21 protein-coding genes are annotated in these 26,923 nt (G+C 44.0%); 18 read left to right on the plus strand and 3 right to left on the minus strand.

The annotated features are described in order from the left end of the window. Window positions 1-128 precede the first annotated feature (128 nt). Complete coding sequence (locus tag L3V23_RS11310) at window positions 129-1,661, minus strand: bifunctional GNAT family N-acetyltransferase/carbon-nitrogen hydrolase family protein (RefSeq protein ID WP_042486855.1); 1,533 nt, start codon at window positions 1,659-1,661, stop codon at window positions 129-131. A gap of 500 nt (window positions 1,662-2,161) precedes the next feature. On the opposite strand from L3V23_RS11310, the gene L3V23_RS11315 reads away from it, so the two are divergent. From L3V23_RS11315 to L3V23_RS11345, 7 genes are all read left to right on the plus strand, one after another. Continuing rightward, window positions 2,162-3,631 carry a protein adenylyltransferase SelO gene (locus L3V23_RS11315; RefSeq protein ID WP_042486852.1) on the plus strand — a complete coding sequence of 490 codons (1,470 nt, stop codon included), beginning with the start codon at window positions 2,162-2,164 and terminating at the stop codon, window positions 3,629-3,631. Window positions 3,632-3,771: 140 nt separating this feature from the next. After that, entirely contained in the window at window positions 3,772-4,500 is a 729-nt protein-coding gene (locus tag L3V23_RS11320; protein WP_042486848.1) for a response regulator transcription factor, read from the plus strand. 5 nt (window positions 4,501-4,505) lie between these two features. Further along, a complete protein-coding gene (locus tag L3V23_RS11325) occupies window positions 4,506-5,960 on the plus strand; it encodes an ATP-binding protein (protein ID WP_102953867.1) in 1,455 nt (484 codons plus the stop codon). A 24-nt stretch (window positions 5,961-5,984) separates the two neighbouring features. Continuing rightward, window positions 5,985-7,232 (plus strand): ABC transporter substrate-binding protein, encoded by a 1,248-nt coding sequence (locus tag L3V23_RS11330; protein ID WP_102965524.1) that lies wholly within the window; start codon window positions 5,985-5,987, stop codon window positions 7,230-7,232. Between the two features lie 276 nt (window positions 7,233-7,508). Next, window positions 7,509-8,507 (plus strand): TRAP transporter substrate-binding protein, encoded by a 999-nt coding sequence (locus tag L3V23_RS11335; protein WP_042486840.1) that lies wholly within the window; start codon window positions 7,509-7,511, stop codon window positions 8,505-8,507. A 72-nt stretch (window positions 8,508-8,579) separates the two neighbouring features. Beyond that, window positions 8,580-9,242 (plus strand): TRAP transporter small permease, encoded by a 663-nt coding sequence (locus tag L3V23_RS11340; protein ID WP_042486838.1) that lies wholly within the window; start codon window positions 8,580-8,582, stop codon window positions 9,240-9,242. 3 nt (window positions 9,243-9,245) lie between these two features. Further along, window positions 9,246-10,607, plus strand: a complete 1,362-nt coding sequence (locus L3V23_RS11345; RefSeq protein ID WP_042486833.1) for a TRAP transporter large permease — start codon at window positions 9,246-9,248, stop codon at window positions 10,605-10,607. A gap of 88 nt (window positions 10,608-10,695) precedes the next feature. On the opposite strand, the gene L3V23_RS11350 is transcribed toward L3V23_RS11345, so the two are convergent. Further along, window positions 10,696-12,036, minus strand: coding sequence for a sigma-54 dependent transcriptional regulator (locus tag L3V23_RS11350; protein ID WP_102965525.1), 1,341 nt, complete (start codon window positions 12,034-12,036; stop codon window positions 10,696-10,698). A gap of 14 nt (window positions 12,037-12,050) precedes the next feature. Beyond that, on the minus strand, window positions 12,051-13,844 hold the full coding sequence (locus tag L3V23_RS11355) for a sensor histidine kinase (RefSeq protein ID WP_102965526.1): 1,794 nt from the start codon (window positions 13,842-13,844) through the stop codon (window positions 12,051-12,053). A 524-nt stretch (window positions 13,845-14,368) separates the two neighbouring features. On the opposite strand from L3V23_RS11355, the gene tig reads away from it, so the two are divergent. From tig to L3V23_RS11410, 11 genes are all read left to right on the plus strand, one after another. Next, complete coding sequence (gene tig / locus L3V23_RS11360) at window positions 14,369-15,673, plus strand: trigger factor (RefSeq protein WP_102965527.1); 1,305 nt, start codon at window positions 14,369-14,371, stop codon at window positions 15,671-15,673. A gap of 107 nt (window positions 15,674-15,780) precedes the next feature. Beyond that, window positions 15,781-16,407, plus strand: coding sequence for an ATP-dependent Clp endopeptidase proteolytic subunit ClpP (gene clpP / locus L3V23_RS11365; RefSeq protein WP_042486819.1), 627 nt, complete (start codon window positions 15,781-15,783; stop codon window positions 16,405-16,407). An 83-nt stretch (window positions 16,408-16,490) separates the two neighbouring features. After that, on the plus strand, window positions 16,491-17,771 hold the full coding sequence (gene clpX, locus L3V23_RS11370; protein ID WP_042486817.1) for an ATP-dependent protease ATP-binding subunit ClpX: 1,281 nt from the start codon (window positions 16,491-16,493) through the stop codon (window positions 17,769-17,771). 151 nt (window positions 17,772-17,922) lie between these two features. After that, on the plus strand, window positions 17,923-20,277 hold the full coding sequence (lon, locus tag L3V23_RS11375) for an endopeptidase La (protein ID WP_042486814.1): 2,355 nt from the start codon (window positions 17,923-17,925) through the stop codon (window positions 20,275-20,277). A gap of 192 nt (window positions 20,278-20,469) precedes the next feature. After that, window positions 20,470-20,742: an HU family DNA-binding protein gene (locus tag L3V23_RS11380; RefSeq protein ID WP_042486811.1), complete on the plus strand. Its 273-nt coding sequence runs from the start codon at window positions 20,470-20,472 to the stop codon at window positions 20,740-20,742. A gap of 154 nt (window positions 20,743-20,896) precedes the next feature. After that, on the plus strand, window positions 20,897-22,756 hold the full coding sequence (ppiD, locus tag L3V23_RS11385; protein WP_102965528.1) for a peptidylprolyl isomerase: 1,860 nt from the start codon (window positions 20,897-20,899) through the stop codon (window positions 22,754-22,756). Window positions 22,757-22,959: 203 nt separating this feature from the next. After that, window positions 22,960-23,217, plus strand: a complete 258-nt coding sequence (locus L3V23_RS11390; protein ID WP_180980286.1) for a helix-hairpin-helix domain-containing protein — start codon at window positions 22,960-22,962, stop codon at window positions 23,215-23,217. A 242-nt stretch (window positions 23,218-23,459) separates the two neighbouring features. Next, the gene (cmk, locus tag L3V23_RS11395; RefSeq protein ID WP_042486803.1) at window positions 23,460-24,140 is read left to right on the plus strand and encodes a (d)CMP kinase; all 681 of its coding nucleotides are present in this window, start codon (window positions 23,460-23,462) and stop codon (window positions 24,138-24,140) included. 105 nt (window positions 24,141-24,245) lie between these two features. After that, window positions 24,246-25,916, plus strand: a complete 1,671-nt coding sequence (rpsA, locus tag L3V23_RS11400; protein WP_042486800.1) for a 30S ribosomal protein S1 — start codon at window positions 24,246-24,248, stop codon at window positions 25,914-25,916. 308 nt (window positions 25,917-26,224) lie between these two features. Next, window positions 26,225-26,503, plus strand: a complete 279-nt coding sequence (ihfB, locus tag L3V23_RS11405; RefSeq protein ID WP_042486798.1) for an integration host factor subunit beta — start codon at window positions 26,225-26,227, stop codon at window positions 26,501-26,503. A 129-nt stretch (window positions 26,504-26,632) separates the two neighbouring features. Beyond that, window positions 26,633-26,920, plus strand: a complete 288-nt coding sequence (locus L3V23_RS11410; RefSeq protein ID WP_042486796.1) for a lipopolysaccharide assembly protein LapA domain-containing protein — start codon at window positions 26,633-26,635, stop codon at window positions 26,918-26,920. The last annotated feature ends 3 nt before the right edge of the window (window positions 26,921-26,923 follow it).

Here is a 26,923-nt window from a genome sequence, read left to right on the forward strand (position 1 = left end):
ATCAATATTTGTTTGATGTGGTTCGCAGAAAAATTAGGCTTAAATTGAGATTCAAACAAAAACGCACAGCAAAAAAACGCACAGTAGTTACTGTGCGCTTCGAAGTTCTAATGAGCAGTATTCACTGACTAGGACTTAGGTTGTGTGAATCCGCCGTAGAGATCCATTCTGCGATGGCGAAGATTAGTTACCGAACCTTCGGTATTCAGCTGCTTAAGCTTATCTAAATCGACATCAGCAAAGATGATCATCTCGGTATTGGGGCTGGCTTCTGTGATTGTCGCATCGTGAGGGAAATAGACGTCAGATGGAGAAAATACTGCAGATTGTGCGTATTGAATATCGACGTTATCCACGCGTGGTAAGTTACCGACACTTCCTCCAATGGCCACGTAGCACTCATTCTCTATTGCCCTAGCTTGTGAGCACAGACGAACCCGTTGATAGCCGTTTTTGGTATCTGTCCAGAAGGGAACAAAGATAATTTGCACATCTTGTTCTGCCATCATTCTGCCCAGTTCTGGAAACTCGCTGTCGTAACAAATCAGAATGCCAACACGTCCTGCGTCGGTTTCAAACACCTGCACTTTGTCACCACCGTCGATAACCCAATCTCGCTTTTCATGCGGAGTGATGTGGATTTTACTCTGTTCATCAATGGTACCGTCGCGATGAAGCAAATAAGCCACGTTGTAGAGAATGCCATCTTCCAACACAGGCATACTGCCCGCAATGATGTTGATGTTGTAAGTAACGGCCAACTCAGAAAAACGCAGTTTAATTTCTTCACTGAATGACGCAAGAAAACGAATCGCCTCTACCGTATTTTGATCGTTTTTAAGTCCCATTAATGGGGCGTTGAAAAATTCAGGGAAGAGGGCGAAATCAGCTTTGTAATTGGAGAGTGAATCGACAAAGAATTCAGCCTGATCCATCAAGTCTTCCGCGCTGGTCACGGCCCGCATCTGCCATTGTACGATACCGATTCTGACCAACGTTTTTTCAATGTCGTGAATGGAGATAATATCGTCTTCATAAAAAAAGTTATCCCATTCCAACAAGGTGGCGTAACCACGCGAACTGTCATCTTCTGGTAGGTAATGACGCATGATACGTTTTACGTCAAAGTCGTTGGAAAGTTGGAAGGAGAGTATCGGGTCGTGGATTTCGCGGCGTTTGATTTTTTCAATGTACTCGGTCACGGGCATAGTATTGGCGTAAGCGCCGTATCCGGGAATTCTTCCGCCAGCGAGGATCGCTTTCAAATTGGTGCTACGACAGAGCTCTTTACGAGCCGCATATAAGCGTCGTCCTAAGCGTAAACCACGATAATCGGGGTGCACAAACACATCTAACCCATACAATGCGTCACCGTTAGCTTTATGCTGAATAACGTTGTTTTCATTGATGATATCGGTGTAAACATGGGGAAGAGAGAAGCGGTTGTAATCGACTTTGATAGTGAGAGCGGCGCCAATGATTTTGCCGTCGTCTTCGATACAAATTTGTCCATCAGGAAACTGGTGAATCAAATCCATAATTGTCATGCGTGGCCAAGCTCCGCCCACGTCATGAAAAACTAAATCCATTAGCTCTGCTAATTCTGGATAGTCGCTTTTTTCAATCACGCGCAATGTTAGGCGCGGTGTTGGATTTCTCATTCATCCTTATCCTTCTATTGCTGTCCTTTTTTCATACTGGACAATTTGAAGCTTCAATACAAGGGCTAATACGGTAAAGGCTTTGTCGATAGGTAAGGTTTCTCTGTCTATGTTGCTAGGTTTAGGTCGCTACATTTAGAAACGCATTTCAGTGTGTTACTTACGTTGTAACAAAAATTTAATCTGTCTAGTTATTGCTCATTCGCGAAATTTTCATCATATTGTCATTACATTGTCATATTTATCGAGGAGAGCATTATGCATGTGGAAATGATTCAACCAACTCTTTTAGGCGTTATTGGTCGCACGCTAGTGTTTTCCTTAGTTGCGGTAGTAAGCGTATTCGCTCTGATTTAACCGTTAATCAGCAAGTGACACTAAGAGCCCCAAATCAAGTTGGGGCTCTTTTATCTCTGTTCTATATAACCTAGTATTTAACTCAGGTATTTGCTAACGTTCGAACAAATAAATCAGCGCAATCGATCCTTGTGAGAAATGTTATGTCGTTCTGGGATACCGTCACATTGACGACTCGTTTTAGCGAGTTACCTAAAGCTTTTTACACACCTATTGACCCTCAGCCTTTGAGTAATACCCGATGGGTGACTTGGAATAGCGATCTAGCCAAGCACTATGGTTTTCCTGACAAACCGAATGACGAACTCTTACAGGCTTTTTCAGGGCAGGAAGTGCCAGAGCAGTTTGCCCCGTTGGCGATGAAGTATGCTGGTCACCAGTTTGGCGTTTACAACCCTGATTTGGGGGATGGACGTGGATTGTTATTGGCAGAAGTGGCGTCGAAAAGTGGTCAAGTGGCTGATATTCATGTTAAAGGAGCGGGTTTAACACCCTATTCGCGAATGGGCGATGGGCGTGCTGTTTTACGTTCATCGGTACGCGAATATCTGTGCAGTGAAGCGATGGCTGGGCTGGGAATTGCAACTACCAGAGCATTAGGTCTAATGACCAGTGACACACCGGTTTATCGTGAAAAACAAGAGTACGGTGCATTGTTGATTCGTATGGCTGACACTCATATTCGTTTCGGCCATTTCGAACATTTTTTTTATACCAATCAGTTAGATCAGCAAAAACTCCTCGCTGACAAAGTGATTGAGTGGTATTTCCCTGAATGTGCCGGACAGGAAAATCCGTACGCCATGATGTTCAATCAAATCGTGGATAAAACAGCACTGATGATTGCGCAGTGGCAAGCAGTGGGTTTTGCGCATGGGGTAATGAATACCGACAATATGTCTATTCTTGGGCAGACTTTTGATTACGGTCCTTTTGGCTTTTTAGATGATTATCAGCCTGAATTTATCTGTAACCATTCTGACTATCAGGGGCGTTATGCCTTCGATCAGCAACCTAGAATTGCGTTATGGAATTTGTCGGCACTAGCACATTCTTTATCGGCGTTAATTGAGAGAGAAGATCTTGAACAGGCGTTGAATCAATACGAAGTTCAGCTCAATGGTTACTTTAGCGAAATGATGCGTAGAAAACTTGGCCTGTTAACGCGTTTACCTGAAGATGGCACCATTTTCGATACCATGTTTGATATTTTGGCTGCCAATAAGGTCGACTACACCCGATTCTTCCGCCAGATCTCTATGTTGGATAAAGCGAAGCCACAAGAGGTGATTGACCTGTTTCTCGATCGCGAGCAAGCCACTCAATGGCTGGACTCGTATCTCGCTCGCTGTGAGCACGAGTTAAATAGTGAAGGTGAACCTGTGAGCACGGCCCAACGCTGTGAGAAAATGCGTCAGGTAAATCCCAAATACATTTTAAGGAACTATTTGGCGCAGATCGCGATAGATAGAGCTGAAGAAGGCGATTTTTCAGAGTTAGAGCGCCTAGCCGAACTATTGAAAACGCCATTTGATGAACAACCACACAACGAACATTACGCTAAGTTACCGCCAGAATGGGGCAAAACTTTGGAGATCAGCTGCTCTTCATGAGAACGTTTACAATAATTTGACTGAATAATGTGATCTTTATCCATGATGAATTCAAGTTTTAGTGAAATAAGCGTAATCAAGAAAGCGCTACGGTTATAAAATCTATTCACTATTTGTTACATACGGAATATGGAAGAAACATGCTGGAAGATACTCGCATCCTCGTCGTTGATGATGATAAAGAAATATGTGAGCTGCTGGATGAGTATCTCAGTAAGTCCGGATTCAATGTCGCCGCTGTCGGTGATGGTGTAGAACTTCAGGCTTACTTAGATGACAAAGGGTATCCTGACCTTATCTTGCTGGACGTGATGTTGCCGGGGGATGATGGTTTCGATATATGCCAACATATTCGCCGTGATTCTAATGTCCCTATCATTATGTTGACTGCGGTATCGGATGAAACCGATCAAATCATCGGTCTGGAAATCGGTGCGGACGATTATATCGCTAAGCCGTTTAGTCCAAGACAGTTGGTGGCTCGTATCAAAGCGGTACTGAGACGTTTCAATGCCAACGAAGAGAAAGGCGAAGAAGTTTTGCCGAAACACGTGGTGTTTGGTGATTGGCGTTTAGATACCACGTCTCATCGTATTGTGCATGCTAATACTGGGGAAGAGCATGACCTGTCTGGTAGTGACTTCGCATTGTTGATGCTGTTTTTGACCAATCCGAACGAAGTGATCGACAGGGACACCATTTCTATTGCAACCCGTGGGCGCGAAGCCTTGCCTTATGAGCGCGGTATCGATGTTCAATTGAGTCGTTTAAGACAGCGTCTGGGTAGCAGTGAGCAGTTTCCTAACTACATCAAAACCATGCGTGGCAATGGTTATAAGTTAGCTATTCCTGTTCAATATGAGCATTAATCTCTATGTCAGCTCCACGTTTTTGGAAAAGATTTAAGCCCAACTCGTTAGTGGCTCGCACCTTGATGTTGACGCTGCTGGCAGTGGTTATCGCTCAGGGTATTGCTACCTCCGTCTGGTATAGCCAATCAAAGGCCAAAGAACTGGAAGGTATTCATTCGGCATCAGCCAGTATGGCGGGTATGTTCGCCTCGACCGTGACGTTTTTCCAGTCTCTTCCTGTTCGCTATCGTCATATTATTTTGGATCAAATCCGAAATATGGGCGGTACACGTTTCTTTGTATCCTTGAACAAGGAAAGTTTAATTGTTGAGCCGATAGAAGAAACGAGCCTGAAAAAGGCATCGGTAAAGGCGGTGAAAGAGGTCCTCAATGACAAACTGAACAATGTCGGGCAGGTGCTGGTGGATTTCTCTCGCCCTGAAAGACTGCGTTTACTCAAGAACAGCATTTTCATGAATGACTTACCCAAGTCATGGGTTCATCACACGCTTACTTTGGAACCGCTGAACCCTCCGGTGATGGTGGTGCAGATTGAACTGGATGAAAAAGAGTGGATATACATAGCAGCCTTGCTGCCTTCACCATACATCACTTTGGATGACACCATCATAGGCAAAGAGCAGATTATCTATTTGTTCTTTTCGACTTCCATATTGCTAGTGCTTACTTACCTGTTAATGCGCAGGCAAGTTAGACCTTTAAAAAACTTAGCCCGTGCTGCCAATGATATGAGTATGGGTATTGAGCAGCGACCTTTGAATGAAGAAGGTGCCAGTGAATTAATTACCGCTACACGCGCATTTAACCTCATGCAGCAGCGCATTCGTCGCTATGTATCGGACAGGGAAAATCTCTTTTCCGCGATTTCACACGATTTGAAAACGCCCATTACCCGTTTGAGACTGCGAGCTGAACTGCTTGAAGATGACGTTAAGCGCGAGAAATTTAACCGTGATTTAGATGAACTTGAGATGATGGTTAAAGGCGCATTGCAGTGTGTTCGTGACACCGACTTGCACGAAAACAACGATTTTATCGATCTCAACGAGCTGATTCTGTCGATTGCAGAAGGGCATAATCTAACGACTCAAACTGTCCACTTTAAGCCAATTGCCATTGAACCTATTGTCGCAAAACCGTTAGCGATGAAGCGGGCACTTACCAATCTGATTAACAACGGCGTTAAGTACGGTTATGAAGTTTGGGTGAGCATTGAAGAGACAGAAGACTGGATCACCATCTGCATTGAAGACCGAGGGCCGGGTATCCCTAAAGATAAACTGGAAACCGTTTTTGAACCTTACTTCCGCATTGCCAACGATGATGAAGGGCATGGGCTTGGTTTAGGGATCAGTCGTAGCATTCTTCGCGGACATGGTGGCGACATGGTGATAGAGAATCTGTTGAGTGGTGGTTTGCGCGTTAAACTGTTTATCCCGCCAACACTCGAAGTGTAAATTCCTTACTCACAAGGAAAAACAATGAAAATAAGCAAAACTCTTCTTGCCGCTTCACTGCTTTCTGCTGCTACACCGACGTTTGCCGGTGAGGTAGAAGTGCTTCACTGGTGGACTGCCGGCGGTGAAGCCAATGCTATTTCTGTATTGAAAACCATGTTGGAGCAACAAGGATACTCATGGATTGATTTCGGTGTGGAAGGCGGTGGTGGCGAAAGCGCAATGAGAGTTTTGAAGACTCGTGCTGTTTCAGGTAATCCACCTTCAGCGGCGAATATCAAAGGGCTCGATATTCAGGAGTGGGCGCGTCTCGGCTTTTTAACCAACTTGAATGAAGTGTCGGGAAAAGAGCACTGGGATAGCGTTATCCCTAACATCATCAGTAATGTGATGAAATATGACGGCCAGTATGTCGCAGTACCCGTGAATGTTCACCGAATCAACTGGCTTTGGGCGAATGCTGAGGTTCTGAAGAAAGCTGGTGCGAGTGTGCCGACCACATTAGACGAGTTCTTTGTGGCCGCAGATAAAATTAAAGCGATAGGACTGGTTCCTTTGGCTCATGGTGGTCAGCCTTGGCAGAATGCAACGCTGTTTGAAGTTATCGCTTTAGACGTATTGGGTTCAGAAGACTACATAAAAGCCTTTGTCGATCTGGATATGGACATTCTAGGCAGTGACAAAATGGTCGAGGCTTTTACTCAGTTTAAACGAGTCCTCAGCTATGTTGATGATGATGCGCCCGGTAGGAACTGGCTTGAAGCGACCTCAATGGTGATTAAGGGCGAGGCGGGAATGCAGATCATGGGTGACTGGGCAAAAGGTGAATTTTCTGCGGCTGGTAAGGTACCCGGAAAAGATTATATCTGTGCACCTGCTCTGGGGACGGCCGGAAAATTCACTTATAACGTCGACAGTTTTGCGTTCTTTGAACTTCACGATGAAGAGAACTTTGAAGCGCAAAAGGCATTAGCGTCCACGATACTTAACCCTAAGTTTCAGGAAGTATTCAACCTGAACAAAGGTTCGATACCTGTGCGGGTCGATATGGATATGTCTCACTTCGACCAGTGTGCACTCGATTCAATGCAAGAGTTTAAATCATCGGCGAAAACAGGCGATTTGGTGCCAAGTATGGCTCATGGGATGTCGACCACCAGCTATGTTCAAAGTGCGATGTTTGATGTGATCACCAACTTCTTTAACGATCCAGATGAAACACCAGAACAGGCGGTGCAACGCCTTGTGAAGGTGGTGAAATCCTCAATGTAGCTTTATCGCTGTTACTAGGGGCGAACTCAGCTGCGCTGCTTCTCTTTCAATAGGCGGGAAATGACACAAACGTTAATTTTTAATGTGTCATTTTCCACCCATTTCTACCTTCTTCATTACCCGTCTTATCAAGATGACATTTAGAAACTAAATGTAACTAATTGTTTTTCAATGAATGTTAATTAATTGTTTCAACTTGGCTTGCTCCTTGCTCTATAGAGTTCATGCGGCGCTCATTGATGAGTTAGCTGATGATATAAACCAAGGAGAATAATAATGTTAAAGCCTCTTACCCTACTGACTGCCTCTATCCTAGCTGTTACAAGCTTCAATGCTGCTGCGAACTGTGACCCAGGTGAAATGGTGATTAAATTCAGCCATGTAACTAACACAGATAAACACCCTAAAGGCATTGCGGCGTCATTACTTGAAAAGCGCGTTAACGAAGAGATGAATGGCAAAGCTTGTATGCAAGTTTTCCCTAACTCAACGCTTTACGATGATGACAAAGTGTTAGAAGCATTGTTGAACGGCGACGTTCAGTTAGCCGCTCCGTCTCTGTCTAAATTTGAAAAATTTACCAAAAAGTTCCGCCTTTTCGACTTACCTTTCCTTTTTGAAGACGTAGACGCAGTAGACCGCTTCCAGAACTCAGAATCTGGTGAACAGCTAAAGAATGCAATGACTCGCCGTGGTGTGAAAGGTCTTGAATTCTGGCACAACGGTATGAAGCAAATTTCTGCAAACAAACCAATTATTGTTCCAGAAGATGCTAAAGGTCTTAAGTTCCGTGTTCAGGCTTCAGACGTGCTAGTTGCTCAGTTTGAACAGTTGGGTGCTAACCCTCAAAAAATGTCATTTGCTGAAGTGTACGGTGGCCTACAAACCAAAGTTATCGATGGTCAGGAAAACACTTGGTCAAACACTTATGGTCAGAAATTCTTTGAAGTTCAAGATGGTATTACTGAAACCAACCACGGCATCCTTGATTACCTAGTGGTGACTTCTTCGAAATGGTGGGACGGTCTACCAGCAGACATCCGTGATCAGCTAGCGACCATTCTTAACGAAGTAACGGTTGCTCGTAACTCGGAATCGAACAAAGTAGAAGAACAGAACAAGCAATACATCATTGAAGCGGGCGGTGTTGTTCGTCAGCTATCACCAGAACAACGCCAACAATGGGTTGATGCTTTGAAACCTGTTTGGAAGAAGTTTGAAAAAGATATCGGTAGCGATCTGATTGATGCTGCTTTGGCTTCTAACCAGAAGTAATGAAGTTTGCCCCTGCTCTTTACGGGTAGGGGCTTTTACAAAATAACGATTACAACAAGAGCTTAGTATCTTATGGAACAGTCATTTTTTGCCAAAGTCGGTCGTTTTACTGACAAAGCGGAAGAGACATTGATCGCCTTCTTCTTAGGTGCAATGACGCTACTCACTTTTGCCAACGTAGTGATGCGCTATCTGTTTAACGGCAACATTCTCTGGGCGTTAGAACTCACCGTATTTATGTTTGCATGGATGGTGCTCGTCGGAGCTTCCTATGGAGTGAAAAAGCACTTTCACATTGGTGTTGATGTGTTGATCAATTTGGCACCGCCTGCAGGCCGAAAAATTTACGCTTTGATCGCTATTAGCTGCTGTCTCGCTTTCTCAATTTTATTGCTGATCGGTTCGTGGAATTACTGGTACCCATTTGCGACTGAACGCGCCTGGTACGAAACCGACGATATTCCGATGCCGGAAATGCTGCAATTTCTAGCGGATTGGCTGAACGAAGGTGAGCGTTACGAGAAATTGCCTCGATTTATTCCTTACATGGCATTACCAGTAGGTATGGCTATGCTCACTTTCCGTTTTTTACAAATCGCGTATCAAATTCTAACTGGCAAGTTAGACCGAATGATTGCGGGTCATGAAGCCGAAGAAGACCTTGATGCATTAAAAGCGGAATTGGCTGACGTGGAAGATGTTATGGGCGTCAAAAACAAGACTAAGGAGCAGTAAGCCATGGCTATTTTGTTGTTATTCATACTTGTAATTGGCTTCATGCTGATTGGCGTTCCAATTGCTGTATCGCTTGGTCTGTCGAGTATTCTGTTCTTAATGTGGCACTCGGAGGCTTCACTTGCTTCGGTTGCACAAACCCTATTCAATGCGTTTGAAGGCCACTACACCCTTTTAGCTATCCCATTCTTTATTTTGGCTTCCAGTTTTATGTCTACTGGCGGTGTAGCGAAACGTATTATTCGCTTTGCTATCGCGATGGTAGGTTGGTTCCGCGGTGGTCTAGCAGTGGCTTCGGTTGTCGCTTGTATGATGTTTGCGGCGCTTTCTGGATCATCACCAGCTACGGTTGTTGCTATCGGTAGTATTGTTATTGCCGGTATGGTGAAAAATGGTTACAGCAAAGAGTTTGCAGCGGGTGTGATTTGTAACGCGGGCACCTTGGGTATTCTTATCCCGCCTTCAATCGTAATGGTTGTGTATTCAGCAGCGACTAACGTTTCGGTTGGACGCATGTTCCTTGGTGGTGTAATTCCGGGACTATTGGCTGGTCTTATGTTGATCATTGCGATTTACATTACTGCCCGTATCAAAAACTTACCAAAACAGCCTTTTGTTGGTTGGAAAGAAGCGATGGCAGCAGCAAAAGATGCGAGCTGGGGTCTGTTGCTGGTGGTGATTATCCTTGGTGGTATCTACGGTGGTATCTTTACACCAACAGAAGCCGCAGCAGTTGCAGCTGTCTACTCGTTCTTTATCGCAAACTTTATTTATCGCGATATGGGGCCGTTCGCTGACAAAAATAATACCAAGAACTTCGTCGTCAAAGTGTTCGAGTCTTTTGTTCATAAAGATACGCAAAATACTCTTTATGACGCGGGTAAACTGACGATCATGTTGCTATTTATCATCGCTAACGCGCTGATCTTGAAACATGTTCTGACGGAAGAACGCGTACCACAGATGATTACAGAATCCATGCTTTCTGCTGGATTAGGACCAATCACCTTCCTAATCGTAGTGAACGTATTGTTGTTGATCGGTGGGCAATTTATGGAACCATCAGGTCTGCTAATCATCGTCGCTCCGCTGGTTTTCCCAATTGCAATTGAGTTAGGAATTGACCCTATTCACTTAGGTATCATGATGGTGGTGAACATGGAGATAGGCATGATAACACCGCCTGTCGGGCTCAACCTCTTCGTAACCGCAGGGGTCGCCAAGATGTCCATGATGCATGTGGTGAAAGCCGCTATGCCTTGGGTAGCGATCATGTTCCTGTTCCTAATCATCGTTACTTATGTGCCAATCGTATCGACATGGCTACCAACCTTACTCATGGGACCGGAAATCATTACCCGATAGAGAAGGATATTCTAGTCAACATAACAAAACGCCCAGCATTGCTGGGCGTTTCTTTTGTGTCTCTAAACCACTTTCATGAAAGTGGTTTTTACTCTTTGTAAGTGTCTTTATTTATCTGATATTTCTGCATTTTATCGTAAAGTGTTTTTCTTGGAATTTTTAGCAGTTCCATGGTGTCTTTAATACTGCCTGAGCACTCTATCAGTGTTTGTTCGATAAGAGACTTTTCATACTCAGCAACCTGATCGGCGAGACTGGTCAGCACTTTTGCATTTTTGCTCTGTTCACCAAGTTCTGAAAGTTTGCCCAGTAAAACGTAACGTTCCGCAGCGTTGCGCAGTTCTCTCACATTACCCGGCCAGTCGTGACTGAGCAGCGCTTGTAGTGCACTCTGAGGCAGAGCGGTCGCTGCTTTACCATAACGTGCTGCTGCCACAAGCAGGAAGTGGTGAAATAGGGCAGGGATGTCTTCGCGACGCTCGCGAAGCGGCGGAATATCCAGCGTGACAATGTTGAGTCGGTAATAAAGATCCTGACGGAAAGTCCCTTCTTGAGCCGCTTTTTTAAGATCCACTTTGGTAGCAGCAATCACTCGAATATCCAACGGAATCAGTTCATTGGATCCGACTCTCTCAATCACGCGTTCTTGCAGTACGCGTAGCAATCGAATTTGAGCCTGCATCGGCATCGATTCAATTTCATCAAGAAACAGCGTACCACCTTGGGCATGTTCAAACTTACCAATGCGTTTTGCATCTGCACCGGTAAATGCGCCTTTTTCGTGTCCGTAGAGTTCACTTTCGATAAGGTTTTCCGGTACCGCTCCGCAGTTAACGGCAACAAAGTTTTTCTCACGTCTTGAGCTTTGTTCGTGAAGAGAGCGGGCGACAAGTTCTTTACCTGTGCCTGTTTCACCAAATAGCAGAATGTCAGCGTTGGTGTCGGCAACGTGAGTAATGGTTTCTCTTAATGCGATGATACTGTTGGTTTCACCGATAATCCGAGGACCAAGTGTCTGGCTGGCTTTTAGGCTCCGTTTTAACTGTTGGTTTTCCAGCGTTAGTTTTCTGCGTTCAATCGCGCGATTCACAGTCTCTATCAATCTTTCTGGAGCAAAAGGTTTTTCAATAAAATCGTACGCTCCGTCATGCATCGCCTGTACCGCCATAGAGATATCACCATGGCCTGTAATGAGAATGACAGGAACATCGCTATCCTGATGGTGAATCGATGACAGCAGATTTTGTCCGCTTAAGCCGGGCAAGCAGATATCCGTGACGACCACCATAGGCAGTTTGTCCTGCTTAATGGCTAATAATGCGTCTTCGGCACTTGAGAAAAAACGCGCATCGATGTCTGCCAGTTCAAAGCTTTGCTCAATGGCGATTCGAATGTCGTCTTCGTCATCAATAAAAAATACATCGCACATACAACTTCCTTAATTTACTGCTCTGAACTTTGTTGGGGCTTGTTTAACGTAATAGTGAATCTCGCGCCTCCTAGCGGTGATGAGTGGGCTGTAAGATCGCCACCCATGCCATGCATAATTTGTTGCGAGATAGATAATCCTAACCCTAAACCATTTTTCTTGGTGGTAAAGAAGGGCTCAAACAGGTTTTTCATTTGATTCAAATGGAGCCCAGTACCCGAGTCGTCAACATGAATGCAAACGCTGTTTTGATGTTCTTCTAACGTCAGCACAACTTTCTTTATCTCCTGCTCATCTACGGCCTGCATAGCATTAGTCAGCAAGTTAATGATTACTTGTTCTAGCTGGATTGGGTTAATACTGCATCGAATTGGTGACTCTGGCGCGTGAATGTCAAACTCTACGTAATGGGATTTAAACTGAGGTTGCATAAGTTCCTTTGCGTTGATGATCAGAGGAAGCAGTTGCGCTTCTACCTGATCGCCAGTATCTGTTTTTCTCGCAAAAGATTTGAGCTGTTCACTTATCTTTGCCATACGCACCGTTAAAGCGGATATACGTTCTAGATTTTCGTCGGTCCGTTCTGGTTTTCCGTTGGCAAGAAATCGTCTGCCGTTATCGGCAAAGCTTCGAATAGCAGCGAGTGGATTGTTCAGCTCATGACTGATGCTGGCAGACATCTGTCCGAGTACCGCCAACTTAGCGGCTTGGATCAACTCTTCCTGAGTCTGTCTTAATGCCTGTTCGGCTCTTATCCGTTCGTCAATCTCGACATGAAGTTTTGAAGTTCGTTCCATCACCAAAAACTCAAGCTTTTGTTTGGCTTCTGCTTGTAGTCTTTCTATCTGGCGTTGGCGGACTTGTCTGTGATGCAACAGCAAAAAGGCGAGATAGATGATGGCGAAAATCATAGTAAGAATGATTAGGAAGCCAAAGGTATCCCAGAACACGTTTACTTTGGGCGATAAGACGTGAATGTTGAGCGCGAGATTATCGAGCTTGTTGGTTGAGACAATATAGTCGTCTTTAATCCAGCCTTGCTTAGGCTTTATCCACTCGGTTTCTGCAAGATTGACATCACCATAAAAACCCAGGGAGGGAATCGCACTGTCTAGGTACTGGCGGGTCTCCTGTATTTTTTGTCGCGACTCTTCGCTCAGCTCGGAAACACTGTGAAACAGCCAGTCTGGTCTGCTGGACATGAAAACAATGTTGTTGTCATCAGTTGCAACAAAGTAGCTGTTCTTGCTCTGCCAGTTGTCTTCGATGGAGGAAAGATCCATTTTTACCACCACGACGCCAATCACTTCCGCCGCATAAATAACGGGATAGGCATAGTAGTAGCCGCGCTGACCAGAGGTGGAACCTAGGGCAAAGTACTGACTTTTTTGGCCGGAAATCGCGTCGTAGAAGTAGGGACGCCAAGCAAAGTTTCGGCCAATAAAGGAACGGTCTAGATTCCAGTTGCTGGATGCGATGGTATTGCCGATGCCATCCAGTAAATAAGTGTCAGCCGCTTGAATGACCTCGTTGACTTGCTCCAAATAGCGATTGGTTAAGTCAATTTGCGCACTGTTTTCTGGGTGGCTCAGTGCGTCAACCAGCTCTTTGTCTTTGGAGAGCAGGCGAGGTATGTGCGCGTATTTGTCGAGTTTGGCTGAGATGTGGCTTGAGAAGCGTTCAAGTTCTGACTGTTGTTCTATCAACAGAGATTGATAGCTATAGCGCCAAACGAGATGAGCAGTCATGGCGGCGATGACACCATAAATTATCAAAAACAATACTGAGAGTTGGCGCACAGACAGCATCCTTGTCATACCTTTCTTTCCTCGTTTACTTCGCCACTAATGATAATGGGAACTTCAAATTATCTGTTTAAAAACATCTCGAATATGGGAGACAAAACAAGAGCCAGATCTCTTTTTGATTATTTGAGGAAAAAAATCCCTCGATTCTCTTGAAAAAGCCTATATTGTCCCCATTTCAGTGCCATCGAGTGAACCATTAATTGATGGATTTTTTAGCACTCAAAGAGTTTTTTAGGACATTGGCTTTTTCTTGCTGGGTATTCGCTCGACAGCTAAAGCTGAGATCGGTAGTATATCGCGTCTAATTTTTTAGTCCTGAGGCTAATCAGAGATACCTTTATTCGGCGCAAATCGACAAAAGATGTCACTCATTAGTTCGATATTTAGGTGAAGTTCACTGAGAGTATCGATGCTCAATATTTACAGTTAAGTGTTCTACCGAGCACAAAATAAGGATGAAGCCAAACAGAGATGTTGGCTCATGATGCTCAGGAATACTGAGCCAGTTTTGAGGTTTATATACAATGCAAGTTACTGTTGAAACGCTAGAAGGCCTAGAGCGCCGTTTGAATATTACTGTTCCTGCTGCAAACATCGAAGATGCAGTGGCAGCTGAGCTACGCAACATCGCGAAAAATCGTCGTTTCGACGGTTTCCGTAAAGGTAAAGTACCGATGAAGATGGTTGCTCAAATGTACGGCAAAGCAGTACGTCAAGACATTCTTGGTGAAGTGATGCAACGCCACTTCATCGAAGCAATCGTAAAAGAGAAAATCAACCCAGCTGGCGCTCCAACTTTCGCACCAGTAGAAGTTAAAGAAGGTGCAGACTTAGTATTTACTGCAACTTTCGAAGTGTACCCAGAAGTTGAACTGAAAGGTCTAGAAAACATCACTGTAGAAAAACCTGCAGCAGAAGTTCAAGATTCTGACGTTGAAGAGATGCTAGAAACACTACGTAAGCAACAAGCGACTTGGGCTGAAGTAGAAGAAGCTGCTGAAAACGGTAAGCGTGTTTCTATCGATTTCGTTGGTTCTATCGACGGCGTTGAGTTCGAAGGCGGTAAAGCTGAAAACTTCCCACTAGAAATGGGCGCAGGTCGTATGATTCCAGGTTTTGAAGACGGTATCGTTGGCAAAACTAAAGGTATGGAATTCGAAATCGACGTGAACTTCCCAGAAGATTACCACGCTGAAAACCTAAAAGGTAAAGCAGCTAAGTTTTCTATCAAAGTGAACAAAGTTGAAGCTCGTGAACTACCAGAACTGAACGATGAGTTCGTAGCTAAGTTCGGCGTAACTGAAGGCGGTGTTGACGCACTTAAAGCTGAAGTTCGTAAGAACATGGAACGTGAACTTAAGCAAGCAATCAAAGCGCGTATCAAAGATCAAGCGATTGAAGGCCTAGTGAAAGAAAACGCAATTGACGTTCCAGCGGCTCTAGTAGATCAAGAAATCGACGTACTACGTCAACAAGCTGCACAACGTTTCGGTGGCAACATCGAAGCTGCAAACCAACTTCCACGTGAAATGTTTGAAGAGCAAGCTAAACGTCGCGTAGTTGTAGGTCTACTTCTAGGTGAAGTAATCAAGACTGAAGAGCTAAAAGCAGACGACGAGAAAGTAAAAGCGCTTATCGAAGATATGGCGACTGCTTACGAAGATCCATCTGAAGTTATCTCTTACTACGAGCAAAACGAGCAAATGATGAACAACATGCGCAACGTAGCTCTAGAAGAACAAGCGATTGACGCGATCATTGCTAAAGCAACAGTTACTGAGAAAGCAATTAGCTTTAACGAGCTAATGAACCCTCAAGTTGCTGCTTAATAAGCAATCTATAGCGTAGAAGGTTGACGAGACATCAACTATTCTGCTAACAATGGTCCGCATGATATATATCATCCGGGCCATTTATTTTTAGGGATATTAAGACTATGAGCTACCAAGAAAAAAACGCAATGTCGCCGATTATTGATGCGCTAGTACCAATGGTGGTTGAACAAACTTCCCGTGGCGAACGTTCATACGATATCTATTCACGTCTTTTAAAAGAGCGAGTTATTTTCTTAACGGGTCAGGTAGAAGACCACATGGCAAACCTTGTCGTGGCTCAGCTGCTTTTCTTAGAGTCGGAAAACCCGGACAAAGATATTTTCCTATACATCAACTCACCAGGTGGTAGCGTGACTGCGGGTATGTCTATTTACGACACTATGCAGTTTATTAAACCAAACGTGAGCACAGTATGTATGGGACAAGCTTGTTCTATGGGCGCATTTCTACTAGCTGGTGGCGCACCTGGTAAACGTTATGTTCTACCAAACTCGCGCGTAATGATTCACCAACCGCTAGGTGGTTTCCAAGGTCAAGCTTCTGACATCCAAATTCATGCGCAAGAAATTCTATCGATTAAGAACAAGTTGAATCACTTGTTGGCAGAGCATACCGGTCAACCGCTTGAAATTATTGAGCGAGATACTGACCGCGACAACTTTATGTCTGCAGAACAAGCAGTAGAATACGGTTTGGTGGATTCAGTACTGACCCACCGTGGTGAGTAACAGTTCTGGTAATTGTTTAACGCAATTTAATTGAAATTGTTATACACTCAAACCATAAAGAGTAAAGGCTAAGAGGTTAGCGAATGACAGATAAAAGCAAAGAGGGTGGTAGTAGTAAACTGCTGTACTGCTCTTTCTGTGGCAAAAGCCAGCACGAAGTTCGCAAGCTGATTGCAGGTCCTTCTGTGTATATCTGTGACGAATGTGTTGATCTATGTAACGACATTATTCGCGAAGAGATTAAAGATGTGTTACCTAAGAAAGAGTCGTCAGCATTGCCTGCGCCTCGTGAAATTCGTGCACATCTTGACGACTATGTAATTGGCCAAGAACACGCTAAAAAAGTGCTCGCTGTTGCGGTATATAACCACTATAAGCGTTTACGTAATGGTGATACGACAAGTGATGGTGTCGAGCTTGGTAAAAGTAATATTTTGCTGATCGGCCCTACAGGTAGCGGTAAAACTCTCCTTGCTGAGACATTGGCTCGCTTCCTAGATGTACCATTTACGATGGCAGATGCTACTACGCTAACTGAAGCGGGCTATGTTGGTGAAGATGTTGAAAACATCATTCAGAAACTGCTTCAGAAGTGTGATTATGATGTAGCAAAAGCGGAACGCGGTATCGTCTATATCGATGAAATTGATAAGATTTCTCGTAAGGCTGAAAACCCGTCAATCACACGAGATGTTTCTGGTGAAGGTGTTCAGCAAGCACTATTGAAACTGGTTGAAGGTACGGTTGCGTCGGTTCCACCGCAAGGCGGCCGTAAACATCCTCAACAAGAGTTCTTGCAAGTAGACACTTCTAAGATCTTATTTATCTGTGGCGGCGCATTTGCTGGTCTAGATAAAGTGATCGAACAACGTGTTGCAACGGGTACTGGTATCGGTTTCGGTGCGGAAGTTCGTTCTAAAGATCAAAACAGAACAGTAGGTGAGTTGTTTACTCAGGTAGAGCCTGAAGATCTAGTGAAATATGGTTTGATTCCAGAATTCATTGGTCGTCTGCCTGTGACTGCAACACTGACTGAGCTGGATGAAGAAGCACTGATTCAGATTCTGTGTGAACCTAAGAACGCTTTGACGAAACAGTACGCAGCACTTTTCGAACTTGAAGATGTTGATCTAGAGTTCCGTGAAGATGCACTTCGTGCAATCGCAGCAAAAGCGATGGCTCGTAAGACTGGTGCTCGTGGCCTACGCTCAATTCTTGAAAGCGTATTGCTTGAAACCATGTACGAGTTGCCTTCAATGTCTGACGTTGAGAAAGTTGTGATTGATGAGTCAGTGATTAACGGCGAATCAGAACCACTAATGATTTTCTCAGGCAACGAGAGCCAAGCTGCTGGCGCTGAGTAAATTTGCCAAGTCTCTTGGGTTTAAAAGCCATTAAGAGTCAATAAATAATCAAAGGAGGTAATCATTACCTCCTTTTTTTTATTCTGTTATTGAATCCAGTTAGTTAGCCCCCATATACTCCGATATATATCAAAGCGGAAGAGAGAATAATATGAACTTGGAGCGTTCCGAGCGTATAGAGATCCCCGTATTACCTTTACGTGATGTGGTTGTGTATCCACATATGGTGATCCCTTTGTTTGTTGGTCGTGAGAAATCGATTCAGTGCCTAGAAGCGGCAATGGACAACAACAAACAAGTTCTTCTGGTTGCACAGAAGCAGGCCGAAACAGATGAACCTACTATTTCGGACTTATTCGAAGTGGGTACGGTTGCTACCATTCTGCAATTGCTGAAGTTACCTGACGGCACAGTGAAAGTGTTGGTCGAAGGTCAACAGCGCGCCAAAATTAATGAGTTTCATGAAGGTGAGTTCTTCTCTGCAAGTGCTGAATTCCTGATCACTCCAGAGTTAGATGATAAAGAGCAGGAAGTGATAGTACGCAGTGCTATCAACCAGTTCGATAGCTTCATTAAACTGAATAAGAAGATTCCACCTGAAGTTTTGACTTCATTGAATGGCATCGAGGAAGCTGCACGCCTAGCGGATACTATTGCAGCACACATGCCTCTTAAGTTAGTGGATAAGCAAAAAGTTCTTGAAATTTTAGATGTGACTGAACGTCTAGAGTTTTTAATGGGACAGATGGAATCTGAAATCGATTTGCTGCAAGTTGAAAAGCGCATCCGCACTCGCGTTAAGAAGCAAATGGAGAAATCTCAGCGTGAGTACTACCTGAATGAGCAAATGAAAGCGATTCAGAAAGAGCTGGGTGAAACAGAAGATGGTGTTGATGAGTTCGAAGTTCTAAAACAGAAAATCGAAGAGTCAAAAATGCCAGCAGAAGCTCGCGAAAAAACAGAACAAGAGTTGCAGAAGCTGAAAATGATGTCTCCGATGTCTGCAGAAGCAACGGTAGTTCGCAGCTATATCGATTGGATGATCAACGTTCCTTGGACCAAGCGTTCTAAAGTGAAACGTGATTTGGCAAAAGCGGAAGAGATTCTTAATGCTGACCATTATGGTCTTGAGCGCGTGAAAGAACGTATCCTTGAATACTTGGCAGTTCAAAGTCGTATTAGCAAGTTAAAAGGTCCGATCTTGTGTTTAGTTGGTCCTCCGGGTGTTGGTAAGACATCACTAGGTCGTTCAATTGCAGCAGCAACGGGGCGTAAGTACACGCGTATGGCGCTCGGTGGCGTTCGCGATGAAGCTGAGATTCGTGGTCACCGTCGTACTTACATCGGTTCTTTGCCGGGTAAACTGATCCAAAAAATGTCGAAAGTTGGTGTGAAAAACCCGCTATTCCTACTTGATGAAATCGATAAGATGGCATCGGATATGCGCGGTGACCCAGCTTCTGCACTATTGGAAGTGTTAGATCCAGAGCAAAACAACTCATTCAATGACCACTATCTCGAAGTGGATTATGACTTGTCTGACGTAATGTTTGTTGCGACATCTAACTCGATGAATATTCCGGGCCCACTGTTGGACCGTATGGAAGTTATTCGTCTATCAGGCTACACCGAAGATGAAAAACTGAACATTGCTAAGCGCCACTTGGTTGAAAAGCAAATAGAGCGTAATGGTCTGAAACCTTCTGAAATTACCATTGAAGATTCAGCGATTATGGGTGTGATTCGTTATTACACACGTGAAGCGGGTGTTCGTAGCCTAGAACGCGAGATCTCTAAGATCTGTCGTAAAGCAGTGAAAAACATCTTATTAAACAAAGATGTAAAACATGTCACTGTGAACCAAGATAATCTTAAAGAATACCTTGGTGTACAACGTTTTGACTTTGGTAAAGCAGACGAACACAACCGTATTGGTCAAGTAACAGGTCTTGCTTGGACAGAAGTTGGCGGTGATCTGTTAACCATTGAAGCTCAATCTATGCCTGGTAAAGGTAAGCTTACTCAGACAGGCTCATTGGGCGAAGTGATGCAAGAGTCGATTCAGGCGGCAATGACAGTTGTACGTTCTCGCGCAGAAAAACTGGGTATTAACCCAGATTTCTACGAAAAACGCGATATTCACGTGCACGTACCTGAAGGTGCGACACCGAAAGATGGACCAAGTGCTGGTACGGCAATGTGTACAGCATTAGTGTCTTGCTTAACAGGTAACCCTGTGAAAGCTGATGTTGCAATGACGGGCGAAATTACCCTTCGTGGTGAAGTTTTGCCAATCGGTGGTTTGAAAGAAAAACTACTGGCTGCTCATCGTGGTGGTATCAAAACGGCGCTAATTCCAAAGGACAATGAACGTGATTTGGAAGAGATTCCTGACAACGTAATCGCTGATCTTAAAGTAATTCCTGTACGTTGGATTGACGAAGTTTTGAAGGTTGCACTGGAAAATGACCCTACTGGTGTGGCATTTGAAGCCGAAAAAGAGTGATGTGCAGCAAAAATAAGTAAAAGATTACGCTGATAGGCTCAAAAAGGGCTTGTCAGCGTTTTTTTTGGAGGCTACCGTTATTCACTATAGCTTTCAGCCCAGTTGTAACAAGGCTTTAGGTTATCTTTAAACATCAATGGAACGAATAGGCGCCGAACAAAATAATAAATTGGCGACCAAAGGGGAATCACAGTGAATAAAACACAATTAGTAGAAAAAATCGCAGCTAACGCTGATCTATCAAAAGCTTCAGCAGGTCGTGCTCTAGACGCATTTATCGAAGCAGTAAGCGATACTCTTCAGTCTGGCGACCAAGTAGCTCTAGTTGGCTTTGGTACTTTCCAAGTTCGTACTCGTGCAGCTCGCACTGGTCGTAACCCAAAAACTGGTGAAGAAATCCAAATCGCAGAAGCTAAAGTTCCTGCATTCAAAGCTGGTAAAGCACTGAAAGACGCTTGCAACTAATTTCTTAGAATGACTTTTTGCTGCTTGCAGCAAAATTTATTCGAACCTTTTTTAATTATGCGCATCCTACTGATGCGCATTTCTTTTTCTGATATTATCGCGCTATTCATTTTTGGCTGAAGTCTAAACTTCAAATCCGGAGAGCAGTAAAACTATGATGGATCGATTACGCGAGGGTGTTAACAGCATCGCGGTAAAAATTATCCTAGGACTAATCATCCTTTCTTTTATCTTCGCAGGGGTAGGTAGCTACCTAGTCAGTGGCGGTAATAACGCGGCGGCTAAAGTTGGCAGCATTGAGATTGACCGTGGTCAGTTTGAGCAAGCTTATCAAAACGAAAGAAACCGTATGCAATCTCAAATGGGTGACTATTTTGCTAACTTACTAGCAGATCCAGCGTACGTTGCTTCTTTCCGTAAATCTGTTTTAGATCGCATGATCAACGATGTCCTCATTGAGCAGCATGCGAATTCATTAGGTCTAAGAATCAGTGACGAACAAGTTCGTAAACTGATTTTGGACATGCCTCAGTTCCAATCTGAAGGCAAATTTGACCAAGAAATCTACCAAGCAGCACTGCGTCGTGCTGGCTTCAATGCTGAGTCTTTTGCTGAGTATCTGCGTCGTGATCTACTGCGTAGTCAGCTAACGTCTGCACTACAAGGTAGTGAGTTTACTTTACAGGGTGAAATTGACGCTCAAAGCGCGCTGATTGCACAAACTCGAGACATTCGTACTGTTACGTTGTCTTTGAACGACTTTGCCAACAATGTGGTTGTAAGCGACGAAGACGTACAGAAGTTCTACTCTGAGAATCCAGAGCGTTACACTCGTCCAGAACAAGTAAAAGTCTCTTATATTGAGCTATCAGCCGAGAAGTTGGCTGAGCAAGTGACTATCAGCGATGAGCAAGTGAAAGAGTACTATCAAGAGCATCTAGGCAAGTATTCTACCGCTGAGCAACGCGAAGTTAGCCATATCTTAGTACAAGGCGATGACGAAGCTAAAGCTCAAGCGATTCTTGATGAGCTGAACGCAGGTGCAGATTTTGCAAAACTTGCTGAAGAAAAATCTGAAGATATTGGTAGCTCAGAAAATGGCGGTTCTTTAGGTTGGATTGAACACGATACAATGGATCCTGCATTTGAGGCGGCAGCGTTTGGCTTGGCTTCAGTCGGTGATGTATCTGGTCTTGTTAAGTCTGATTTCGGTTACCACATTATCAAATTAGATGGCATCAAAGCTTCAGTTGCGAAACCGCTGGAAGAAGTGGCGGCAGAAATTAAGACTGAGTTGTCTTCTCAAAAAGCGGTAGACACTTTCTATGAGCTACAAACTGAGCTAGAGAAAGTCGCGTTTGAATATCCTGATTCGCTTGATGAAGCAGCTAAAGCGATTTCGGCGCAAGTAGCTAAGACAGACTTTATTTCACAATCAGATATGCCATCAGCTCTGCAAAATGCATCAGTTCAACAAGCGATTCAGTCTCCTGAAGTGAAAGAAGATGGCTTGAACTCTTCTGTCATTGAAGTAGCACCAGAACATGTCGTTGTTGTCCGTGTTGATGAGACACGTCCTGAAATGGTACTGCCTCTAGAAGAAGTCAAAGATCAGGTTGTTGCACAACTGTCTAAAGTAAAAGGTGAGCAACAAGCACTAGAACTTGCAGATAAGTTGATTGCGAGTCTTGAGCAAGGTGACAAGACTCTGCTTGAAGAGAACAAACTGGCATTCGGTGAGTTAGAAACGGTAGACCGTGGCTCTCAACTTGCTCAAACTGTTTACTCTATGCCTAAACCGCAAGCAGACCAGGTCGTGTACGCTCAAGCGAAAGATCTGGACGGTAATATCGTTCTAATTGAACTAAGCAAGGTTGAAGCGAAGATTGAACCTCAATATCAAAATCAAATTGGTGCGCAGCTTTCTCGTATTGCAGTGCAACAAGATATTGCGGGCGTTCTGTCTGTGCTAAGAGCGAATACGGATATCGAATATTTTGCTGTGAGCCAATAAGCTCAAAAAATGTAATTGATATGTTTAACGAAAGGGGCTGCTATTGCAGCTCCTTTTATTTTGTTCAAACCTAAATCTGTCTCTCGTTGCAGCTTGTTTAAGATGGCTTCGTTTAATTAACAGAGAGAGCAGCAAATATGGTGAAAAAAATCGGTTTGATAAATCAATGGCTACTGGCATGTCTATTAGCATTAGCGCTACCTATGACGAGTGTGTCCGCAGCAGATAACAGTACCAATCAGACAGTGAAAACAGATGATATTGTGATAACGGTGAATGTGAATACCGCATCAGCCGAAGAAATATCCACTTTACTAAAAGGTGTTGGACTGAAGAAAGCGCAAGCGATTGTTGAATATCGCGACCAGCATGGACCATTCGCATCTAAAGATGATCTTACAAAGGTAAAAGGTATCGGCGCCTCGACAGTAAAGAAAAACAATGATCGAATTCTGCTGTGATGGTGTAGGGCTCAATTTCTAACCATTTTGGTTTAAACACAGGCTCAAGCAATTACTTGGGCCTGTAAATTGGTTGCATAACCAGCTATCAACTGCGCGTTTGCTCATTAAAACGCGATATATGGAAATCCTTCCTAGCACCTTTGCTTTATTCCCACTATAATTTTTCGCCGATGAAACGTGGATACTCTTTATCTACGGAAATAAAAGTTATCTTCGAATAACAATAAGTGGAGTAAAACATGCCCTCACACACTCCGGTGATCACTGTCGACGGCCCAAGTGGCGCAGGCAAAGGCACCCTTTGTATGCTATTGGCAAACAAACTCGGTTTTCATCTTTTAGACTCAGGTGCGATTTATCGAGTATTAGCACTTGCAGCTATCCATCACGGTGTGGATCTTGAGTCCGAAGACGCGTTAGTGCCTCTGGCTATGCATTTAGATGTTCAGTTCATCGCTGAAGGTGACTTAGTTAAAGTTATCCTTGAGGGCGAAGATGTTTCCAAAGAACTGCGCAAAGAAGAGACTGGCATGGCGGCTTCTAAAGTCGCGGCTCAACCTCGCGTTCGTGAGGCTTTGCTGCGCAGACAACGCGCATTTGCTGAAGGAAATGGATTAGTAGCTGACGGTCGTGATATGGGAACGGTGGTATTCCCTAACGCTGAAGCTAAAATTTTCTTAGATGCCAGCGCTGAAGAAAGAGCTCGTAGACGATTCAAGCAGTTGCAACTGAAGGGGCTTGATGTTAAATTTGACGCCCTTTTAAGCGAAATCCAAGAGCGTGACGATCGAGATCGTAACCGCCCAGTGGCTCCATTACGCCCTGCAGAGGATGCGCTTGTGCTTGATTCAACCGAAATGTCTATCGACGAAGTTGTCGAAAAAGCACTACAATATATCGAATCGAAGTTGGCGGAATAAACCACGTCAGCTAAGAGCGTTGGTCGCAAGGATGATGACTGGCGAATTTAATAACCCCCATGCGGTAGGATGCCCGTGGACGTTTAATTATTGAAGATTAAATAAATGACTGAATCTTTTGCTCAACTCTTTGAAGAGTTCCTAAATGAAACTGAGTTCCAACAAGGTAGTATCGTTAAAGGTACTGTAGTAGCTATCGAGAACGGTTACGTTCTTGTAGATGCTGGCCTTAAGTCTGAGTCTGCTATCCCTGCTGAACAGTTCAAGAACGCTGCTGGCGAACTTGAAGTTGAAGTTGGTTCTGAAGTAGATGTTGCTCTAGACGCTGTTGAAGACGGTTTCGGTGAAACTCAACTTTCTCGTGAGAAAGCTAAGCGTCACGAATCATGGATCGTTCTTGAGAAAGCATACGAAGAAGCTGAAACTGTTGTTGGTATCATCAACGGTAAAGTTAAAGGCGGTTTCACTGTTGAACTAAACGGTATCCGTGCATTCCTTCCAGGCTCTCTAGTAGACGTACGTCCAATCCGTGACACTGCTCACCTAGAAAACAAAGAGCTAGAGTTCAAAGTTATCAAGCTAGACCAGAAACGTAACAACGTAGTTGTTTCTCGTCGTGCTGTTATCGAATCAGAAAGCAGCGTTGAGCGTGACGAACTTCTTGAAACTCTACAAGAAGGTACTGAAGTTAAAGGTATCGTTAAGAACCTTACTGACTACGGTGCATTCGTTGACCTTGGTGGTGTTGACGGTCTTCTACATATCACTGATATGGCATGGAAACGCGTTAAGCACCCATCAGAAATCGTTAACGTTGGTGACGAAATCCTAGTTAAAGTTCTTAAGTTCGACCGTGACCGTACTCGCGTATCACTAGGTCTTAAGCAACTAGGCGAAGATCCATGGGTAGCAATCGCTAAGCGTTACCCAGAAGGTCACAAACTATCTGGTCGCGTAACTAACCTAACTGACTACGGCTGCTTCGTTGAAATCGAAGAAGGCGTTGAAGGTCTAGTTCACGTTTCAGAAATGGATTGGACTAACAAGAACATCCACCCATCTAAAGTTGTTAATGTTGGCGACGAAGTTGAGGTTATGGTTCTTGATATCGACGAAGAGCGTCGTCGTATCTCTCTAGGTCTGAAACAGTGTAAAGCTAACCCATGGCAGTCATTCGCTGAAGCGCAAGCTAAAGGCGACAAAGTTACTGGTAAGATCAAGTCAATCACTGACTTCGGTATCTTCATCGGTCTTGACGGCGGCATCGACGGTCTAGTTCACCTATCTGACATCTCTTGGAACGTTCCTGGAGAAGAAGCTGTACGTGAGTACAAGAAAGGCGACGAGATCTCTGCAGTTGTTCTAGCAGTAGACGCAGAGCGTGAGCGTATCTCTCTAGGCGTTAAGCAAATGGAAAACGACCCATTCAATGCTTATGTAGCTGACAACAAGAAAGGTGCTCTAGTTAACGGTACTGTTACTGCAGTTGACGCTAAAGGTGCAACTATCGAGCTAGAAGAAGGCGTAGAAGGTTACATCCGCGCTTCTGAAGTTGCTCGTGACCGCATTGAAGACGCAACTCTAATCCTAAGCGTTGGTGACAGCGTTGAAGCGAAATTTACTGGTGTAGACCGTAAGAACCGCGTAATCAACCTATCTATCAAAGCTAAAGATGAAGCTGAAGAGCAAGAAGCAATGGCTTCTATCAACCAAGAAGATGGTGCTTCTTTCGGTAACGCAATGGCAGACGCTTTCAAAGCAGCTAAAGGCGAATAATAGCTATAGCTATCGCTAAATAAGAAGGAGCCGAAAGGCTCCTTTTTTTTGCCTTAAAGCTTTCTAAGTTTAAAATTCTAGAATGTTTAACCCGCTGAACCTTATGCAATTAGTGGTCTTTTTCTTTAAAATAGAGTGTTTGCGCGGCATCTCTAACCTAGATGAGCTAATGTTTTAGTAAATAAACAGAAATTCTTTATAAAACTATTAGGTGTTTTGCTGGATCATTTTCTACAATACAAAGTAAGTGTTTGTTGGAATTGATATTACTCACTATAATGAGTAATAAAAAATCTGTGAGGGAAGTTATGACTAAGTCTGAATTGATCGAAAGGCTCTGTGCTGAGCAAACACATCTGTCGGCAAAAGAAATCGAAGATGCGGTAAAAGATATTCTTGAGCATATGGCCAACACTCTAGAGAGTGGAGATCGCATCGAAATTCGTGGTTTCGGTAGTTTCTCTCTTCACTATCGCGAGCCACGCGTTGGCCGTAACCCTAAGACAGGTGAAAAAGTGGAACTTGAAGGCAAATATGTGCCTCATTTCAAACCTGGTAAGGAATTACGCGAGAGAGTGAACGGTTAAATTCTCTAGCTTGATGAAATTGGCGGCATACTGGTGAGGTGTGCCGCTTTTTTATGATATATAGACATGGTTTGTCAGGGCTTTTTCCTGCATAATCAGTAAAGCCGATTTATTGATAGGTGATGGACTATGAAAATTATAAAAATCGTTGTGGTACTCGCTCTCTTCTTGATTGCGCTGGCTTTGGGTTCCCAAAACCAAGAAGTCGTGACTTTCAATTATCTACTCGCACAAGGTGAGTTTCATCTATCCACTCTCCTCGGTTCTGTATTTGTCACTGGTTTTGTCCTTGCTTGGATTATTTTTGGCAGCTTACATCTTAAATCTCAATTGAAAGTACGTAAGTTAAACAAACAACTTAAAAAAGCGACGCCAGCAGTTAAAGACTCATCTGAAAACAGAGTTAATATTGGATAAGGC

Origin of the sequence: Vibrio sp. A1-b2, from assembly GCF_021726015.1 — a bacterium.
GTDB lineage: Bacteria > Pseudomonadota > Gammaproteobacteria > Enterobacterales > Vibrionaceae > Vibrio > Vibrio diazotrophicus.